This window comes from Dehalobacter sp. TeCB1 (assembly GCF_001707455.1).
Taxonomy (GTDB): Bacteria; Bacillota; Desulfitobacteriia; order Desulfitobacteriales; family Syntrophobotulaceae; genus Dehalobacter; species Dehalobacter restrictus.
On sequence record NZ_MCHF01000012.1, the window covers coordinates 41827 to 59610 of the forward strand.

Here is a 17784-nt window from a genome sequence, read left to right on the forward strand (position 1 = left end):
AACCATCTGATTTTTGTAGAATAATTATTACAGGAAGGAGGTGCAGTTATGCCGACAATTCATCAGCTTATCCGCAAAGGGAGAGAAAAGGTTATTGCAAAATCGACCGCTCCTGCTCTGCAATGGGGACATAATTCACTGAAACGCAAGGATTTTCCTTCGGGTGGTTCTCCGCAAAAGAGAGGGGTATGTACGAGAGTGTATACCACAACACCTAAAAAACCGAATTCTGCTCTGAGAAAGGTAGCCCGTGTCCGCCTGACCAATGGCATTGAAATAACCACGTATATTCCTGGAATCGGCCATAACCTTCAGGAACACTCCGTAGTTCTGGTTCGTGGAGGCCGTGTTAAGGATCTTCCGGGCGTACGTTATCATATCGTTCGTGGGGCATTGGATACAACCGGTGTTCAAAACCGTAGTCAGGCTCGTTCCAAGTATGGAGCCAAGAGACCTAAGAAAAAATAATGTATAAGTATCGTAGCCTAAAATATGTTATATTTTGGCTGCACTCTAATTTTATTGCAGTGTTTTTAGAAAGGAGGAATACAGTTGCCCAGAAAAGGTTATATTGCGAAAAGAGAGATCCTGCCGGATCCAATCTATAAGAATAAGACCGTCACAAAATTTATTAACCAGATTATGCTTGACGGCAAAAAAGGTGTTGCTGAATCGAATTGCTATAATGCCTTTCAGATTATTCAAGATAAGACCGGTAAAGATCCGATCGAAGTATTTGAGACAGCATTAAAAAATGTTATGCCTGTATTAGAGGTCAAAGCACGCAGAGTTGGTGGTGCCAACTATCAGGTGCCGATTGAAGTACGTGTGGACCGTCGTCTGACCCTAGGCCTGCGCTGGCTGGTTGAGTATGCCCGTAAAAGGGGAGAAAAAACCATGCAGGAAAAACTGGCCGGAGAGCTAATGGATGCTGCCAACAATACTGGCGGTTCTTATAAGAAAAAAGAAGATACCCATAAAATGGCCGAAGCAAACAAGGCTTTTGCCCATTATCGCTGGTAATCACAATGATTAGCTTGGGGTTACTTTAGAGTTTATTTATCTGGATAGAAAGGCTGATAATAAGTGGCAAGGCAAGTTCCCTTGGAGAAAACTCGGAATATCGGCATCATGGCGCATATTGATGCTGGAAAGACCACAACTACAGAGCGCATCTTATTTTACACTGGCCGTGTTCATAAAATCGGTGAAGTGCATGATGGTGCTGCCACGATGGATTGGATGGTTCAGGAGCAGGAGCGTGGGATTACCATTACTTCTGCAGCTACCACCTGTCAATGGAAAGGGCACAATGTTAATATCATTGACACACCCGGGCACGTTGATTTTACTGTTGAGGTCGAGCGCTCTCTGCGTGTACTGGACGGTGCTGTAGCGGTGTTTTGTTCAGTTGGTGGTGTTGAGCCTCAGTCGGAAACAGTTTGGCGCCAGGCCGACAAATACGGGGTACCCCGTATCGCTTATATAAATAAGATGGACAGAGTCGGTGCGGATTTTTTCCGTGGAGTTTCCATGATTGTTGACCGCCTGGGATCAAATCCTGTTCCTATTCAGCTTCCGATTGGAACTGAAGATAAATTTAGCGGATTTGTTGATTTGGTTACCATGAAAGCAACGGTGTACACGGATGACCTCGGGACAGCAAGTGATGTATCCGAAATCCCTGAAGACATGGTTTCACTGGCAATGGAGTACCGTGAAAAATTACTGGAAGCGGTTTCCGATGTCGATGAAGAATTGATGTTAAAGTATCTTGAGGGCGGAGATATTACTGAACAAGAAATTAAGAACGCAATTCGCATAGGTACAATTGGATTGAAATTTATCCCGGTTTTATGCGGATCATCTTTCAAGAACAAAGGGGTTCAACCTTTGCTTGACGCTGTTGTCGATTATATGCCGTCACCACTCGATGTGCCTGCTATTAAAGGTGTCGATCCGGATACCGGTGAGGAAGACGTGCGTCATTCCGATGATAACGCACCTTTTTCAGCATTGGCATTTAAAATTATGTCGGATCCTTATGTCGGAAAATTGACGTTCTTCCGCGTTTATTCCGGAACGCTCAGCGCGGGTTCTTATATCACGAACTCGACGAAGGGTAAGAAGGAAAGAATTGGCCGAATTCTGAGAATGCACGCCAATCACCGGGAGGATGTTGATGAAGTCCGCGCTGGGGATATCGCTGCAGCTGTCGGCATCAAAGATGTCAGCACAGGGGATACGTTATGCGATGAAAAGAACCGCGTTATTCTCGAATCGATGGTATTCCCCGAACCAGTTATTCATATTGCAATTGAACCTAAAACAAAGGCTGACCAGGAAAAGCTTGGCGGATCACTCGCAAAGCTTGCTGAAGAAGATCCTACCTTTAAGATGCGTACGGATGAAGAAACCGGACAAACCATTATTTCAGGGATGGGAGAACTTCACCTGGAAATCATTGTTGACAGACTGATGAGAGAGTTTAAAGTTGACTGTAATGTGGGTCGTCCACAGGTAGCCTATAAGGAAACGATCCGCAAGCATGTCAAAGCAGAAGGAAAATATGTTCGGCAGTCTGGTGGACGTGGACAGTATGGTCACTGCTGGGTTGAATTCGAACCGCTAGAACAGGGCACTGGCTTTGTATTTGAAAGCAAGATTGTCGGTGGCGTTATTCCTAAAGAATATATATCGCCGATCGGTGCTGGTATAGAAGAAGCCCTTCAAAATGGTATCTTGGCCGGGTATCCGGTTCTGGATATCAAGGCGACCGTCGTTGACGGATCCTACCATGATGTCGACTCCTCTGAAATGGCCTTCAAAATTGCCGGTTCAATGGCTTTCAAAGCAGCGGCTGCCAAAGCAGACCCCGCAATTCTGGAGCCAATGATGAAGGTGGAAGTCACCGTGCCGGAAGAATATATGGGCGATGTCATCGGAGATTTGAACTCGCGCCGAGGCAGAATCGAAGGTATGGAAGCTCGTTCGGGTGCCCAGATTATTCGTGGTTATGTGCCGCTTTCGGAGATGTTCGGTTATGCGACAGAGCTCCGTTCCCGTACTCAGGGCAGGGGCGTATATTCAATGCAGTTTGATCACTATGAGGAAGTGCCCAAAAATATTGCCGAAGGTATTATTGCCAAGCGGCAGGGGGCTTAATATAGAAATTAACTGCAAAAAAATAACATTTTAAATTTATTTAAGGAGTGAAACTTAAATGGGTAAACAAAAATTTGACCGTTCCAAGCCGCACGTTAACGTAGGTACAATTGGCCACGTTGACCATGGTAAAACGACAACGACTGCTGCGATTACATTTGTTTTGTCCAAGGTCGGCGGTGCTGTTGCAACTGCATTTGATCAGATCGACAAAGCGCCTGAAGAGCGTGAACGCGGAATTACGATTTCTACCGCTCATGTTGAGTATGAAACGGCAAACCGTCACTATGCTCACGTTGACTGCCCGGGCCATGCTGACTATGTTAAAAACATGATCACCGGTGCTGCTCAGATGGACGGTGCCATCCTGGTTGTATCCGCTGCTGACGGCCCGATGCCTCAGACGCGTGAACACATCCTTCTTGCCCGTCAGGTAGGTGTGCCTTACATCGTTGTATGGCTGAACAAAGTTGACATGGTTGATGATCCTGAACTTCTCGAACTGGTTGAAATGGAAGTTCGTGAGCTGTTAAGTGAATATGAATTTCCCGGTGATGATATTCCTGTTATTCCCGGTTCCGGACTCAAAGCTCTGGAGTGCGGATGCGGACAGAGAGACTGCGAATGGTGCGGCAAAATCTGGAATCTGATGGATGCTGTTGACAGCTATATTCCTCAACCGGAACGTGCTGTAGACAAACCATTCCTGATGCCTGTAGAAGATGTCTTCACGATCACTGGTCGTGGTACTGTTGCTACCGGCCGTGTAGAGCGTGGTGTCCTTAAAGTCGGCGATGAAATTGAAATCGTTGGTCTTTCTGAAAAACCGCGTAAGAGTGTTTGCACAGGCGTTGAAATGTTCCGAAAACTGCTCGATCAGGCTCAGGCCGGTGACAATATCGGCGCTCTGCTGCGTGGTGTCGAGCGTAAAGACATTGAGCGCGGACAGGTTCTGGCTAAACCAGGAAGTATTAAACCGCATACGAAGTTTAGCGGTGAAGTTTACATTCTGAGTAAAGAAGAAGGCGGACGTCATACGCCGTTCTTCAACAACTATCGTCCTCAGTTCTACTTCAGAACAACCGACGTTACTGGTGTAATCAAACTCCCAGAAGGCACAGAAATGATTATGCCTGGTGACCGTGTATCCATCGAGTGCGAATTGATCACCCCCATTGCTATGGAAGAGGGACTCCGCTTCGCTATCCGTGAAGGCGGACGTACTGTTGGGTCCGGCGTTGTAGCCAAAGTTGTCGAATAATTAGCTGCTGATATTAAGGGAAGCTGCCAGAAATTGTCTGCACAGCTTCCCTGATGCTCTCTACGCAAAAGGTTGCTGTCTTCGGTGACTCCGCCGTAAGGCAGGGAATTTTTGCGCCAATAGTCCTGTTTAACAGGCGATATATTTAGGAGGTAAAGAAATGAACCAAAAGATTAGAATTCGGCTGAAGGCCTTTGACCACAAAACGCTTGATCAGTCGGCAGAAAGAATTGTTGATACCGCGAAAAGAACCGGTGCGAGCGTCAATGGGCCAATACCCCTTCCGACCGAAAAGAGTATTTACACTATTTTACGTTCTCCGCATGTCAACAAGGATTCCCGTGAACAGTTTGAAATGAGAACACACAAGAGATTGATCGATATTATTGATCCTACCTCGAAAACAGTGGATGCACTGATGAGACTGGATCTGCCTTCCGGTGTAGATATCGAAATTAAATTATAATTAGAGTCTGGCGTTTTTTTAGAATATGTGGTAGAATAGATATGTTTGTGACACGAAACACCCGGAGGTGTGGAACACCTTTGGGGTAAGTGTTGCTAAACGCATATAATATATTAATTGATTACACTCTCGTGCCCCGTTTCAGACGGTGCACTTCAAAGTGTACAGGAGGTGGCGTCGTGTCTAGAGGAATTCTGGGTAAAAAAGTGGGTATGACCCAAATTTTTGCAGAAGACGGAAAAGTGATTCCGGTGACTGTTGTTCAGGCCGGTCCTTGTTATGTCCTGCAGAAAAAAACTGAAGCTTCAGACGGTTATAATGCAATTCAGGTTGGTTTTGATGAGAAAAGAGAAAATCTTGCAACTAAACCTGAAAAAGGTCATTTCAAAAAATCCGGTGTCAAATTCATGCGCTTCATCAAGGAATTCAGAACTGCTGAGGCAGATTCCTTCGAAGTTGGTCAGGAAATCAAAGCAGATATCTTCGCAGCCGGTGACAAAGTTGATGTAGTCGGAACTTCCAAAGGTAAGGGCTTTGCTGGTATGCATAAGCGTCATGGAGCCCGCCGCGGACCCATGGGTCATGGATCAAAATATCATCACCGTACAGGTTCCATGGGCGCGAAAGGGCCAGCTCGTGTTTTCAAGGGAAGAAATTTACCTGGACGGATGGGTGGAGAAAGAGTTACGGTTCAAAACCTTGAAGTTGTAAGGGTTGATACTGATAAAAACTACATCCTTATTCGAGGATGCGTACCTGGTGCTAAAAAAAGCCTGCTGATACTGAAAGAATCGGTTAAAGCGAAATAATCCGTAAGGAAAGGAGGATAAAGCAATGCCTAAGGTACAGGTTGTAAATATGCAAGGATCTCCGGTTGGAGAAATGGAATTAAATGAAACGATATTTGGAATAGAGCCCAATACCCATGTTATGCATTCCGCTGTTGTAGCCCAGCTGGCCAACGCCAGAGTCGGCACCCATTCTACATTAGGTCGGAGCGAAGTCAGAGGCGGCGGTCGCAAGCCTTGGAAACAAAAAGGAACAGGTCGGGCCAGAGCCGGCACGATCCGTTCACCGCTCTGGAGAGGCGGCGGCATCGTATTTGGACCAAAACCGAGAGACTATAGTAAAAAGCTTCCTAAGAAAGTGAAGAGACTGGCTCTGTGCTCTGCGCTTTCCAGCAAAGTGATTGACAACAGCCTGATCGTGGTTGATCAAATCAGCTTTGAGCAGCCAAAAACCAAAGAAATGGTTAAACTTTTGGAAGCTCTGAAAATTGATAAAAAAGCGCTTCTCGTTGTCGAGAACAATGACGATAATAACGTTCTGGTCTCTGCGCGCAACATTCAGGGAGTGCTTACCTCAAGAGCAGATGCCTTAAATGTTATAGATCTTTTGAAATATGATTTTGTGGTATTTACCAAGGCGGCTGTGATGAGGACTGAGGAGGTGCTGAGCAATGCGTGATGCTCGTGACGTACTGATTCGACCGGTCATTTCTGAAAAATCGGTCGGATTGGTAGAGGAAAACAAATACTCCTTCTGGGTTAGCACTGCAGCTAATAAGATTGAAATCAAATCAGCTGTAGAGAAAATGTTCAAAGTTAAAGTTGATGACGTTCGCACCATGAAGGTTAAAGGAAAAGAAAAACGTCAGGGCCGTTATTCGGGCATGACACCTACCAGGAAGAAAGCTATCGTAACCCTGAAGGCCGGCGACAAAATTGAAGGATTTGCAGGTCTGTAGTTTTAAGGCAAAGGAGGTAGAAAAAAATGCCAATTAGATCGTACAAACCAACATCTCCGGGACGCAGACAGATGACTGTACTGAATTTCGATGAGATTACCAGGAATGAGCCTGAACGTTCCCTTATCGCCCCCCTGCGCAAGAAGGCTGGAAGGAATAATACAGGACGTTTGACAGTCCGTCACCAAGGCGGCGGTCATAAGAGACGTTATCGTCTGATAGATTTTAAAAGAATCAAAGATGGCGTTCCTGCCAAAGTTGCTAGCATTGAATATGATCCGAACCGTTCTGCTAACATCGCTCTTCTGAACTATGCTGACGGCTTTAAAAGTTACATTATTGCTCCCAATGGACTTAAGGTGGGCCAGGAAATTGTAAGCGGCGAACAGGCCGATATTAAAGCCGGCAATACGTTAAAGCTTAAGAATATTCCGGTCGGAACACTGATTCATAATATTGAGATGAAACCCGGCAAAGGCGGCCAGTTAGTCCGTTCAGCCGGTGGATCAGCTCAGTTGATGGCCAAAGAAGGCAGTTATGCAACACTCAGACTCCCGTCGGGAGAAATGAGAATGATCCACATCGAGTGCCGGGCCACGATTGGCCAGGTCGGGAACTTGGATTATGAAAACGTGACGATCGGTAAAGCCGGAAGATCCCGTTGGCTTGGGATTCGTCCGACAGTCCGTGGTTCAGTCATGAACCCGTGTGATCACCCCCACGGCGGTGGTGAAGGACGTAACCCGATTGGACGTAATCCTGTCACTCCTTGGGGTAAACCCGCCCTTGGCGCCAAGACCAGGAAAAAGAAGAACCAAAGCAATAAGTTCATTGTCAAGCGTAGAGATAAGAAGTAAGCGAAAGGAGACCTCATAATGGGCAGATCTCTAAAAAAGGGACCTTATGTCAGCGCTCGTTTGTTAGAACGGGTGGAAGATATGAATAAAAACGGCGAGAAGAGAGTATTGAAGACTTGGTCCAGACGATCCACCATTTTCCCGCAGATGATTGGTCATACGATTGCCGTCCATGACGGACGCAAGCATGTACCTGTTTATATTACAGAAGATATGGTTGGGCATAAACTTGGTGAATTTGCACTGACCCGGACTTTCAAAGGACATGCCGGAAGTGAAAAATCGAGCGGCTTACGCTAGTTGAGAGGAGGTAAAGAAAAATGGAAACAAAAGCAGTTGCTAAATTTATCCGTATCTCTCCTCGCAAGGTGCGCCTGGTTGTAGATCTGATTCGCGGTAAGAAAGTTGAAGAAGCGATGGCGATCTTGAAATTTACGCCGAATATATCTGCTGAACCGGTTGGCAAGGTGCTGAAGTCAGCAGTAGCAAACGCGGAACACAACCTGGAAATGAGTCCGGATGATCTGTATGTTACCAAAGTATTCGTTGATCAAGGACCAACCTTAAAGCGTATCATGCCTCGGGCGCAGGGAAGAGCTGACAGGATCCGCAAACGGACCAGTCACATTACCGTTGTCGTCGGGGATAAGAAGGAGGAATAGGCAAAGCATGGGTCAAAAAGTTAACCCCAAAGGTCTTCGTATTGGCATTATCCGTTCGTGGGAAGGCCGCTGGTATGCTGATAAGAACTACAGGGAGCTCCTCCACGAAGACTTAAAAATCCGTAAATTTGTAACCAACAAACTCCAACAAGCAGGAGTTCCTAAAGTTGAAATAGAGCGCGCTGCAAACCGGGTCAAAGTATCTGTTCATGCCGCAAAACCCGGGATCGTAATTGGCCGCGGTGGCGCTGAAGTCGAGAACCTGCGCAAGGCATTAGAAACAATGACCGGCAAACAGGTTGCAGTTAATATTGTTGAAATTAAAAAGCCTGAACTGGATGCCAAGCTGGTGGCTGACAGTGTCGCTCAGCAACTTGAAAAACGTATTTCTTTCCGGAGGGCGATGAAACAGACCGTAGGTCGCACCATGCGTGCAGGCGCTCAAGGGATCAAGATTTCATGCAGCGGACGTCTGGGTGGAGCTGAAATTGCCCGTACAGAATGGTATAACGAGGGAAAAGTCCCCCTTCATACGCTGCGCGCAGACATTGACTACGGATTTTCCGAAGCCAATACAACGTATGGCAAAATCGGCGTAAAAGTATGGATTTACCGTGGAGAAGTTCTTCCGACCAAGAAGTCCGTTCAGGAGGAAGGAGGATTATAAAATGTTAGTACCAACCAGAGTAAAGCATCGTAAACAACATCGTCCGAGCCTTAAAGGAAAGGCTCAGAGAGGTACTAAAGTAGTTTACGGTGAATATGGACTTATGGCGCTCGAGAATGCCTGGGTTACCAACCGGCAGATTGAGGCAGCTCGTATTGCAATGACCCGTTACATTAAGCGTGGCGGTAAAGTATGGATAAATATCTTTCCTGACAGGCCGATAACTGCAAAACCGGCTGAGACCAGAATGGGTAGTGGTAAAGGTACTCCGGAATACTGGATTGCTGTTATCAAACCCAACAGAGTCATGTTTGAACTGGCCGGTGTTTCTGAGGAAGTTGCCCGTGAAGCGTTAAGGCTCGCAGCTCATAAACTTCCGATTAAATGCAAGTTTGTCCGCAAAGAGGATCAGGCTGAAGAACAGGTTGGAGGTGGCGCAGATGGCGAAGAATAAGAATTTCCCTGATATGACCGATGAAGAGCTCCTGAAACAGATTGACGGGCTCAAAACGGAATTATTCAATTTGCGTTTCCAATTAGCTACCGGACAACTTGATAACCCGATGCGGATCAAAGAGGTCCGTAAAGGGATCGCGAGAGGCAAAACCATTCTCCGTGAGCGCGAGCTCAAACGTGCTTAAGGTAGGAAAGGAGGCAAAAACATTGGAAAGAACAATGCGCAAAACGCAATATGGCAAAGTTGTCAGCGATAAAATGGATAAAACGATTGTTGTTGCAATTGAAACCAGAAAAAAACATCCAATCTATCATAAAACAGTAAAGGTTACCAAAAAATATAAGGCGCATGATGAGAATAACGAGGCTAGACTAGGGGATACCGTCCTGATTATGGAGACCAGACCGTTAAGCAAAGAAAAGAACTGGAGACTGGTCAAAGTTGTTGAAAAAGCGGTTATTCTCTAAGCCAAGGAAATATCAAGCAGCTAAGAAAGGAGGTTCCGCCCAATGATTCAGGCTGAATCAACCCTTAAAGTGGGAGATAATACCGGAGCAAAAAAACTTTTATGTATCCGTGTGTTGGGTGGTTCTAAACGTCGTTACGCATCAATTGGTGATATCATCGTTGCTGCGGTTAAAGAAGCAACACCAGGCGGCGTTGTCAAAAAAGGTGATGTTGTCAAAGCTGTTGTTGTCCGTACTACCAAAGAAATTAAAAGACCAGACGGTTCATATATTCGATTCTCCGAAAATGCAGCAGTTATTATCAAAGATGACAAGAGTCCGAAAGGAACGCGTATTTTTGGACCTGTTGCCCGTGAACTCAGAGAAAAAGATTACATGAAAATCGTTTCGCTGGCACCGGAAGTACTATAGAAAAAACCGGACGGAGGTGAATAAATAATGTCCGCCGAAAGAACAAAAGTAAACGTCAGAAAAGGCGATATGGTCATGGTGATAACCGGCAAGGACGCCGGAAAAAAAGGCAAGGTTCTTGAAGTTCTAACCCAGAAGGGCAGAGTTGTGGTCGAGAAGGTCAACGTTGTAAAGAAACATCAGAAACCGACCAAAGATATGCCCCAAGGTGGAATTGTCGATAAAGAAGCTCCGATTCACAGCTCCAATGTGATGCTGTTTTGCACAGAATGTAATTCTGTCACCAGGAAGAGTGTTAAGATTACTGGAGAAGGTAAAGTGAGAGTCTGCAAGAATTGCGGACACAATTTGCCGGAAGAAAATAAGAAGTAATTCTGGAAGGGAGGTACTCTGGTGGCTCGCTTAAGAGATTATTATAAAAATGAGATAACCCCGGCTCTGCAGAAAAAATTTGATTATAAGAATATCATGCAAACACCGCGTTTGGAAAAAGTGGTTATCAATATAGGTTTGGGAGAAGCGATTCAAAATCCGAAAGCCATAGATTCCGCTGTAGATGATCTCATGACGATTACGGGTCAGAAACCGGTCGTAACACGGGCGAAGAAGTCGATCGCAGCATTTAAGCTTCGTGCAGGCATGCCGATTGGCGTGAAGGTTACTTTAAGAGGTGACCGGATGTATGAGTTTGTTGACAGGCTGCTGAACGTAGCGCTTCCTCGTGTCAGAGATTTTCAGGGAGTATCCGCCAAGGCATTTGACGGCAGAGGCAATTATACCCTCGGCATTAAAGAGCAGCTCATTTTCCCGGAAATTAATTTTGACAAAATTGATAAAATTAGAGGTATGGATATCGTCTTTGTAACAACGGCCAATACGGATGAAGAAGCAAAAGAGCTGCTTAAAGCATTCAGAATGCCGTTTAAGGACTAGATATGAAGGAGGCTTAAGATATGGCCAAGACGTCGATGATTGTTCGTCACCAACCAAAATATTCTGTACGTGTGCATAACCGCTGCAAAATATGTGGCCGCCCGCATGCTTATATGAGGAAATTTGGAATATGCAGGATATGCTTCAGAGAACTGGCTTATAAAGGCGAACTGCCTGGTGTAACGAAGGCTAGTTGGTAAGCATTATTGGAGAAAGGGGGAAATAAAAGTGTCAACAACATCAGATCCTATTGCCGATTTCCTGACACGGATCCGGAATGCCGGGATGGTTTACCACGATAAAGTAGAAATTCCTGCTTCAAGTATCAAGAAGGCTCTGGCCGAACTGCTGAAACAGGAAGGCTTTATCAAGGATTATGAATATATTGATGACAATAAACAGGGGGTCTTGAGATTATACCTCAAGTACGGCCCTAACCGGGAAAGAGTCATTACCGGTTTGAAACGTATCAGTCGTCCCGGTTTAAGAGTTTATGCAAAAAAAGACCAGATTCCTAAGGTTTTAGGAGGTTTGGGCGTTGCTGTGATATCTACCTCCAAAGGCATCATGCCTGACAGACAAGCACGCAGTGAAGGTTTGGGTGGAGAAGTTATCTGCTATATTTGGTAAAGGATGGAGGTGTAGAATATGTCTCGAATTGGTAGAAAAGCAATCACCATTCCAGGCGGGGTGGAAGTTAAACAAGAAGGTCAGGTCGTTACCGTTAAAGGCCCCAAAGGAACGCTTACCAGAGAATTCCGGCCTGAAATCGGTATTCAAGTAGAAGAAAATACAATCAGCGTTACCCGTCCCAACGACGAACCTTTCTACCGTTCGCTTCACGGACTGACCCGCACCCTTCTTGCCAATATGGTGGAAGGTGTATCGAACGGGTTTAGCAAGAATTTGGACCTTGTCGGAGTAGGCTATCGTGCTGCTCTTTCAGGTAAAAAACTTGTGCTTACTGTCGGCAAATCTCATCCGGTTGAAATGGAACCCTATGAAGGGATTGAAATCGAAGTTCCTGCACCGAACAAGGTGATCATTAAAGGAATCGATAAGGAACAAGTCGGTAATTTTGCTGCAGATGTTCGTAAGCAACGTGAACCGGAACCGTATAAAGGTAAAGGGATTAAATACGAAAAAGAAGTCATCCGCCGCAAGGAAGGTAAAACCGGCGGTAAGAAATAAGGTAAGGGCAAAATCTCTTGCCGCGTAGAAAGGATGAAAAAGCTTGATTAAAAAGAGTGACCGCAGAAAAATTTTGAAACATAAGCATAAAAGTGTCCGTAAAAGAATCCAGGGCACAGCTGAAAGACCGCGTATGGCAGTATTTAGAAGCTTAAACCATATTTATGCCCAGGTTATCAACGATGACCTTGGAATCACCCTGGCTGCAGCTTCTTCTCTCGATGCTGAGTTTAAAGCAGCAGAGCTGTCCGGAGGAAACGTTGAGGGAGCTAAAAAAGTTGGCGAACTCATTGCGAAAAAAGTGCTGGATAAAGGAATCACCAAAGTGGTCTATGACCGCGGCGGCAGCCTATATCACGGTAGAGTTGCAGCTCTGGCCGAAGCCGCTAGAGAAGCAGGACTTGACTTCTAATCTTTAGAAAAGGAGGGAAAATCATTGTCAAATATCGATCCTAGTAAACTGGAGCTCACCGAGAAAATTGTACACATTGCCCGTGTTGCTAAAGTTGTCAAAGGCGGAAGACGTTTCAGCTTCAGTGCTCTGGTTGTCGTCGGCGACGGCAATGGTATTGTCGGCGCAGGACTCGGAAAAGCAACCGAAGTTCCGGAGGCTATTCGTAAAGGCGTAGAAGATGCTAAAAAGAATCTGATTGCTGTACCTTTAAAAGGAACATCGATCCCGCATCCGATTCTCGGCCAATTTGGTGCCGGCGAGGTTCTGCTGAAACCCGCTGCCAAAGGTACTGGAGTTATTGCCGGTGGTCCGGTGCGTGCTGTACTCGAAGTAGCAGGGGTTAAAGATATACTCACAAAATCACTGGGATCTTCCAATGCTCATAACGTTGTCAATGCAACGATGGCTGGCCTCAAGGCGCTGAAGCGCGACGTCGACGTTGCCAAAGCCCGCGGCAAGGCAGTGGAAGAAATACTCTAAAATAATGTATCGCAGCACCAAGTAAGGAGGTGTCCATATTGAAACTCCATGAACTCAAACCTGCAGAAGGTTCGACAAAATCACGTAAACGTGTTGGAAGAGGCAATGGCTCAGGACTTGGAAATACAGCCGGCCGTGGCAGCAAGGGTCAGAAAGCCCGTTCCGGCGGCGGTGTCCGTCCCGGATTCGAAGGTGGCCAAATGCCCATTACCCGCAGACTCCCGAAACGCGGTTTTACAAATAATTTTAGAAAAGAATATGAGGTCATCAATGTATCCGATCTTGAAGAAAGATTTGAAAATGGTGAAGAAGTTACCATTGAAGCTTTATTTGAGACTGGACTCATCAATAAAGTCAAGGATGGTGTCAAAGTACTCGGAGACGGGGAATTGACCAAATCATTAACCGTAAAAGTTCATAAGGTAAGCAAAACAGCAGCAGAGAAGATTACTGCTGCCGGAGGAAAAGTAGAGGTGGAATAAATTGATACTTGAAACCCTGAAGGATGCCTGGAAAGTTCCGAGCATTAGAAAGAAAATAGGGTTCACCTTGCTTATGCTTCTGATCTTTAGGATTGGGTCTCACATCCCGATTCCGTTTATGGATCGTGAAGTGCTTCAAAACATGATGGGCAGTGGAGGATTGTTTGATTTCTTCAACACATTCTCTGGTGGCTCCCTGAAACGCTTCTCTGTATTCTCATTAAGTATCATGCCCTATATCACTGCCTCGATCATTATTCAGCTCTTAACGGTCGTCATTCCTTATTTGGAAAGACTATCAAAAGAGGGCGATCAGGGCAGAAAAAAGATTGTTCAGTATACCCGCTATGGTACGGTTGTACTTGGCTTCATCAACGGTTTTGGACTGACCATCGGCTTAAGAGGTGCGCTTACGATTCCTCAAGAGTCGCTTAGGATTCTAATTTACATTATGATTGCAATCGTACTGACCGCAGGTACAGCTTTTCTGATGTGGCTGGGCGAACAGATCACCGAAAAAGGCATTGGCAATGGCATCTCACTCATTATCTTTGCCGGTATTGTTGCTGGGATTCCAGATGCAATCAAGTACTTGGTTGGGCTGCTGCAGGTTGGCGAAATCGGTTGGATATCAATCGTAGGCTTAGTGGTTATTGCAGCGCTGATTATTGCCGCTGTTGTATTTATCCAGGAGGGCCAAAGAAGAATTCCGGTTCAATATGCCAAAAGAGTCGTCGGCCGCAAGCAATACGGTGGACAGAGCTCTCATATTCCATTAAAAGTTAATCAGGCGGGCGTCATTCCGATTATTTTCGGTATTTCCTTAATGGCCTTTCCGGCAACCATTGCGACCTGGCTCCCACAGGACTCAGCCTTCGCTCTTTTTGCCCAGAAATGGCTGCAAATGAACGGCTCAGCCTATTCAATACCGTACTTGATCATGTATGCATTGCTCATTATTTTCTTTACCTATTTCTATACAGGAATTACCTTTAATCCTGTAGATGTCGCGGATAATCTTAAAAAGTACGGCGGTTTTATTCCCGGAATTCGTCCGGGTCGTCCGACTTCAGATTATTTGTTTAAAATCCTGAGCAGAGTGACTTTGGCAGGTGGGATATTCCTGGCACTAATTGCTGTTCTCCCCAGTCTGATCATGGGATTCACCGGAATAGATAACATCTATTTAGGTGGAACATCCCTGCTGATTGTGGTCAGCGTTGCTCTTGATACGATGAAACAGATGGAGAATCAGCTGATGCAGCGTCACTATCAAGGATTTTTAAAGTAGGAGGCTATCGAGATGAGAATGATACTCATGGGTCCTCCTGGAGCAGGAAAAGGAACACAAGCCGATTTGCTCATTGAGCATTATCATATACCCCACATTTCAACTGGGGACATGTTCAGAGCCGCAATCAAGGAACAGACTGCCCTGGGAATGAAGGCCAAAGAATACATGGATGCCGGCGGCCTTGTCCCGGATGAAGTAACGATTGGGATTGTAGCCGACAGATTGGCTCAGGCTGATTGTCAAAATGGTTTCCTTCTGGACGGGTTTCCCCGTACGGCTGCCCAGGCGGATGCATTGGCGAAAATCTTAAGCGACATGAAAATTGCCCTGGATGGAGTTATCAACATTGAACTGGGCGAAGCAGATCTCTTGGAACGGCTCACCGGAAGAAGAGTCTGCAAACAGTGCGGTGCAACCTTCCATACTGTCTTCAACGCTCCTAAACAACAGGACGTTTGTGACAAGTGCGGTGGTGCACTCTACCAGAGAAGCGATGACACACTTGAAACAGCACAAAATCGGCTGAAGGTATATAATACACAGACTGAACCCCTGATTGCATATTATAACAACCAAGGCTTGCTCAAGAGAATTCAAGGGGATAAAGAAATTAAGCAGGTTTTCAGCAATGTTCTCAGCGTGTTGGAGTAAGAAGCCATGATTGAACTGAAGAGTAAGGAACAGCTTGGCCGCATGCGGAAAGCTGGCCGGATCGTGGCAGAAACTCTGGAACTGATGCGGGAAATGGTTGCCCCGGGAGTAACTACGGAACAACTGGACAGAGCAGCGGAAGATTACATTGGCAAATGCAATGCGATTCCTGCCTTCAAAGGGTATAACGGCTTCCCCGCAACACTATGTACTTCGATTAATGAAGAAGTGGTGCATGGGATCCCGGGTTTAAGGGCCCTGAAAACTGGAGATATTATCAGTATTGATTGCGGGGCAATCATTGACGGATACGTCGGTGATTCTGCGATCACACTGCCGGTAGGAGAAATCAGCAGGGAACTTCAGAATCTGCTGGCAGTGACTGAAGAATCTCTCAGGTGTGGAATTGCCCAGGCGCTGAAAGGTAATCGGCTGTTTGATATATCCTACGCTATTCAGACGTATGTAGAAGAGAATACAATGTCGGTCGTTCGGGACTATGTAGGTCACGGAATCGGCAGAAAAATGCATGAAGAACCTCAAGTACCCAATTTTGGCAAACCCGGCAGGGGGCCGAGACTCGAGGTAGGAATGGTCCTGGCGATAGAACCAATGGTCAACTTAGGAGGCTATCAGGTTGAGACTCTTGAGAACCAGTGGACTGTAGTAACGAAAGATCGCCGAGCATCGGCGCATTTTGAACACACAGTGGCCATCACTGAAAATGGCCCGGAAATACTAACTCGAATTGAAGGCTGAAGACCGGTAAATAAATGTCAAAGGAGGGATAGGCGCAAATGTCAAAAGAAGATGTGATTGAGGTCGAAGGCAAAGTACTGGAACCATTGCCGAACGCAATGTTTACGGTAGAATTAAACAATGGTCATAAGGTACTGGCGCATGTCTCCGGCAAGATTCGGATGCATTTTATCAGAATTTTGCCTGGAGATCGGGTCACGGTGGAGCTTTCTCCCTATGACTTGACCAGAGGAAGAATTGTGTACAGATTTAAGTAAGGACAAGGGAGGAATCACAGGTGAAAGTAAGACCTTCTGTGAAACCGATTTGTGAAAAGTGTAAAATTATTAGACGGCACGGAAAAGTAATGGTTATTTGCGAAAATCCGAAACATAAGCAACGCCAGGGCTAAATCGAGGATGAAGTTCGAGGTTCGAAGGTCGATGATTAAGCATCAAAGATCTAGCAGACAATACCGGACAACGAACTTAGAATATCGATTAGCAATATGTGCGGGTTGTCGCCTTTGGACCGGATTAACACTAACAAAGTCGGACGCTAAATATGAAAATCAAGTAACTGGAACTAATTATCGAACATGGGGGTGTGAAATTTAGATGGCACGTATCGCAGGGGTGGATATACCTCGGGACAAACGTGTTGAGGTTGCACTTACCTACATCTATGGTATCGGCAATTCTCAATCCAAAAAAATCCTGACAAAAACACAGATTAACCCTGACACCAGGGTCAAAGATCTTACAGACGACGAAGTCGCCAAGATCAGGGAAACAATTGATAAAGAATACAAGGTCGAAGGCGATCTGCGTCGGGAAGTGTCCCTTAACATTAAAAGACTGATGGAAATCGGCAGTTATCGTGGCCTTCGCCATCGTCGTGGACTACCTGTGCGCGGACAGCGGACCAAAACCAATGCCCGTACACGCAAAGGTCCCGCAAGAGCAATTGGCGGAAAGAAGAAAAAGTAAAGGGGGGCATTGAAGCATGGCTCGTAAAGTTGTTCGTACCAGAAAAAGAGAACGTAAAAATGTTGAAAGCGGCATAGCACATATTAAGTCGACTTTTAATAATACGATTGTCACCATAACAGACACGACCGGAAACGCACTTTCCTGGTCCAGTTCCGGTTCTTTGGGTTTCAAAGGATCACGTAAAAGCACACCTTTTGCTGCGCAGATGGCTGCAGAGACAGCTGCCAAAGCAGCAATGGAGCATGGGCTCAAAATTGTTGAATGTTTTGTCAAAGGTCCAGGATCAGGCCGTGAAGCCGCAATCAGAGCATTGCAGGCGGCAGGTCTGGAAGTGAACCTTATTCGGGACGTAACTCCGGTACCGCATAACGGATGTCGGCCGCCCAAACGCAGAAGAGTATAGGGGGTG

The 17784-nt window shown here is 45.9% G+C and carries 31 protein-coding genes; all 31 read left to right on the forward strand.

The window, feature by feature from the left end; all coding sequences use genetic code 11:
- Positions 1-48 precede the first annotated feature (48 nt).
- The 31 genes from rpsL to rpsK all read left to right on the forward strand — a co-directional run bounded on the left by rpsL (position 49) and on the right by rpsK (position 17778).
- On the forward strand, positions 49-468 hold the full coding sequence (gene rpsL, locus A7D23_RS03495; RefSeq protein ID WP_015043947.1) for a 30S ribosomal protein S12: 420 nt from the start codon (positions 49-51) through the stop codon (positions 466-468).
- 84 nt (positions 469-552) lie between these two features.
- Positions 553-1023: a 30S ribosomal protein S7 gene (rpsG, locus tag A7D23_RS03500; RefSeq protein ID WP_015043946.1), complete on the forward strand. Its 471-nt coding sequence runs from the start codon at positions 553-555 to the stop codon at positions 1021-1023.
- 63 nt (positions 1024-1086) lie between these two features.
- Positions 1087-3165 carry an elongation factor G gene (gene fusA, locus A7D23_RS03505; protein WP_068883199.1) on the forward strand — a complete coding sequence of 693 codons (2079 nt, stop codon included), beginning with the start codon at positions 1087-1089 and terminating at the stop codon, positions 3163-3165.
- A 58-nt stretch (positions 3166-3223) separates the two neighbouring features.
- A complete protein-coding gene (gene tuf / locus A7D23_RS03510) occupies positions 3224-4426 on the forward strand; it encodes an elongation factor Tu (protein ID WP_015043944.1) in 1203 nt (400 codons plus the stop codon).
- Between the two features lie 160 nt (positions 4427-4586).
- Entirely contained in the window at positions 4587-4892 is a 306-nt protein-coding gene (rpsJ, locus tag A7D23_RS03515) for a 30S ribosomal protein S10 (protein ID WP_015043943.1), read from the forward strand.
- Between the two features lie 179 nt (positions 4893-5071).
- Positions 5072-5701 carry a 50S ribosomal protein L3 gene (gene rplC / locus A7D23_RS03520; protein WP_015043942.1) on the forward strand — a complete coding sequence of 210 codons (630 nt, stop codon included), beginning with the start codon at positions 5072-5074 and terminating at the stop codon, positions 5699-5701.
- A gap of 25 nt (positions 5702-5726) precedes the next feature.
- On the forward strand, positions 5727-6359 hold the full coding sequence (gene rplD, locus A7D23_RS03525) for a 50S ribosomal protein L4 (RefSeq protein ID WP_015043941.1): 633 nt from the start codon (positions 5727-5729) through the stop codon (positions 6357-6359).
- Positions 6352-6639: a 50S ribosomal protein L23 gene (gene rplW / locus A7D23_RS03530; RefSeq protein ID WP_015043940.1), complete on the forward strand. Its 288-nt coding sequence runs from the start codon at positions 6352-6354 to the stop codon at positions 6637-6639. Before rplD ends, rplW begins: the two co-directional genes overlap by 8 nt.
- 26 nt (positions 6640-6665) lie before the next feature.
- The gene (gene rplB, locus A7D23_RS03535) at positions 6666-7496 is read left to right on the forward strand and encodes a 50S ribosomal protein L2 (RefSeq protein ID WP_019225210.1); all 831 of its coding nucleotides are present in this window, start codon (positions 6666-6668) and stop codon (positions 7494-7496) included.
- 18 nt (positions 7497-7514) lie between these two features.
- A complete protein-coding gene (gene rpsS / locus A7D23_RS03540) occupies positions 7515-7796 on the forward strand; it encodes a 30S ribosomal protein S19 (protein WP_015043938.1) in 282 nt (93 codons plus the stop codon).
- Between the two features lie 20 nt (positions 7797-7816).
- Entirely contained in the window at positions 7817-8158 is a 342-nt protein-coding gene (gene rplV / locus A7D23_RS03545) for a 50S ribosomal protein L22 (RefSeq protein WP_019225211.1), read from the forward strand.
- A gap of 7 nt (positions 8159-8165) precedes the next feature.
- Positions 8166-8825 carry a 30S ribosomal protein S3 gene (gene rpsC, locus A7D23_RS03550; RefSeq protein ID WP_015043936.1) on the forward strand — a complete coding sequence of 220 codons (660 nt, stop codon included), beginning with the start codon at positions 8166-8168 and terminating at the stop codon, positions 8823-8825.
- A gap of 1 nt (position 8826) precedes the next feature.
- Entirely contained in the window at positions 8827-9279 is a 453-nt protein-coding gene (rplP, locus tag A7D23_RS03555; protein ID WP_019225212.1) for a 50S ribosomal protein L16, read from the forward strand.
- Positions 9266-9466, forward strand: a complete 201-nt coding sequence (gene rpmC, locus A7D23_RS03560; RefSeq protein WP_015043934.1) for a 50S ribosomal protein L29 — start codon at positions 9266-9268, stop codon at positions 9464-9466. Before rplP ends, rpmC begins: the two co-directional genes overlap by 14 nt.
- 22 nt (positions 9467-9488) lie before the next feature.
- Positions 9489-9749: a 30S ribosomal protein S17 gene (gene rpsQ / locus A7D23_RS03565; protein ID WP_015043933.1), complete on the forward strand. Its 261-nt coding sequence runs from the start codon at positions 9489-9491 to the stop codon at positions 9747-9749.
- 42 nt (positions 9750-9791) lie between these two features.
- The gene (gene rplN / locus A7D23_RS03570; protein WP_015043932.1) at positions 9792-10160 is read left to right on the forward strand and encodes a 50S ribosomal protein L14; all 369 of its coding nucleotides are present in this window, start codon (positions 9792-9794) and stop codon (positions 10158-10160) included.
- Positions 10161-10187: 27 nt separating this feature from the next.
- On the forward strand, positions 10188-10532 hold the full coding sequence (gene rplX / locus A7D23_RS03575) for a 50S ribosomal protein L24 (RefSeq protein ID WP_015043931.1): 345 nt from the start codon (positions 10188-10190) through the stop codon (positions 10530-10532).
- Positions 10533-10553: 21 nt separating this feature from the next.
- Positions 10554-11093: a 50S ribosomal protein L5 gene (gene rplE, locus A7D23_RS03580; protein WP_015043930.1), complete on the forward strand. Its 540-nt coding sequence runs from the start codon at positions 10554-10556 to the stop codon at positions 11091-11093.
- A 20-nt stretch (positions 11094-11113) separates the two neighbouring features.
- The gene (locus tag A7D23_RS03585) at positions 11114-11293 is read left to right on the forward strand and encodes a type Z 30S ribosomal protein S14 (RefSeq protein WP_015043929.1); all 180 of its coding nucleotides are present in this window, start codon (positions 11114-11116) and stop codon (positions 11291-11293) included.
- Between the two features lie 28 nt (positions 11294-11321).
- Complete coding sequence (gene rpsH, locus A7D23_RS03590) at positions 11322-11723, forward strand: 30S ribosomal protein S8 (RefSeq protein WP_015043928.1); 402 nt, start codon at positions 11322-11324, stop codon at positions 11721-11723.
- 18 nt (positions 11724-11741) lie between these two features.
- Entirely contained in the window at positions 11742-12284 is a 543-nt protein-coding gene (gene rplF / locus A7D23_RS03595) for a 50S ribosomal protein L6 (RefSeq protein ID WP_019225213.1), read from the forward strand.
- A gap of 43 nt (positions 12285-12327) precedes the next feature.
- Positions 12328-12696, forward strand: coding sequence for a 50S ribosomal protein L18 (gene rplR, locus A7D23_RS03600; protein ID WP_019225214.1), 369 nt, complete (start codon positions 12328-12330; stop codon positions 12694-12696).
- A 24-nt stretch (positions 12697-12720) separates the two neighbouring features.
- Positions 12721-13218 (forward strand): 30S ribosomal protein S5, encoded by a 498-nt coding sequence (gene rpsE / locus A7D23_RS03605; protein ID WP_015043925.1) that lies wholly within the window; start codon positions 12721-12723, stop codon positions 13216-13218.
- Between the two features lie 38 nt (positions 13219-13256).
- A complete protein-coding gene (rplO, locus tag A7D23_RS03610) occupies positions 13257-13700 on the forward strand; it encodes a 50S ribosomal protein L15 (protein ID WP_015043924.1) in 444 nt (147 codons plus the stop codon).
- Position 13701: 1 nt separating this feature from the next.
- The gene (gene secY / locus A7D23_RS03615; RefSeq protein WP_015043923.1) at positions 13702-14991 is read left to right on the forward strand and encodes a preprotein translocase subunit SecY; all 1290 of its coding nucleotides are present in this window, start codon (positions 13702-13704) and stop codon (positions 14989-14991) included.
- A 12-nt stretch (positions 14992-15003) separates the two neighbouring features.
- Entirely contained in the window at positions 15004-15645 is a 642-nt protein-coding gene (locus tag A7D23_RS03620) for an adenylate kinase (RefSeq protein ID WP_019225215.1), read from the forward strand.
- 6 nt (positions 15646-15651) lie between these two features.
- Complete coding sequence (gene map / locus A7D23_RS03625; protein ID WP_019225216.1) at positions 15652-16404, forward strand: type I methionyl aminopeptidase; 753 nt, start codon at positions 15652-15654, stop codon at positions 16402-16404.
- 38 nt (positions 16405-16442) lie between these two features.
- The gene (gene infA / locus A7D23_RS03630; protein ID WP_015043920.1) at positions 16443-16661 is read left to right on the forward strand and encodes a translation initiation factor IF-1; all 219 of its coding nucleotides are present in this window, start codon (positions 16443-16445) and stop codon (positions 16659-16661) included.
- 20 nt (positions 16662-16681) lie between these two features.
- A complete protein-coding gene (gene rpmJ / locus A7D23_RS15545) occupies positions 16682-16795 on the forward strand; it encodes a 50S ribosomal protein L36 (protein ID WP_021315208.1) in 114 nt (37 codons plus the stop codon).
- Between the two features lie 205 nt (positions 16796-17000).
- On the forward strand, positions 17001-17372 hold the full coding sequence (gene rpsM / locus A7D23_RS03635; protein ID WP_015043919.1) for a 30S ribosomal protein S13: 372 nt from the start codon (positions 17001-17003) through the stop codon (positions 17370-17372).
- 16 nt (positions 17373-17388) lie between these two features.
- Positions 17389-17778, forward strand: coding sequence for a 30S ribosomal protein S11 (gene rpsK, locus A7D23_RS03640; protein WP_015043918.1), 390 nt, complete (start codon positions 17389-17391; stop codon positions 17776-17778).
- Positions 17779-17784: the final 6 nt, after the last annotated feature.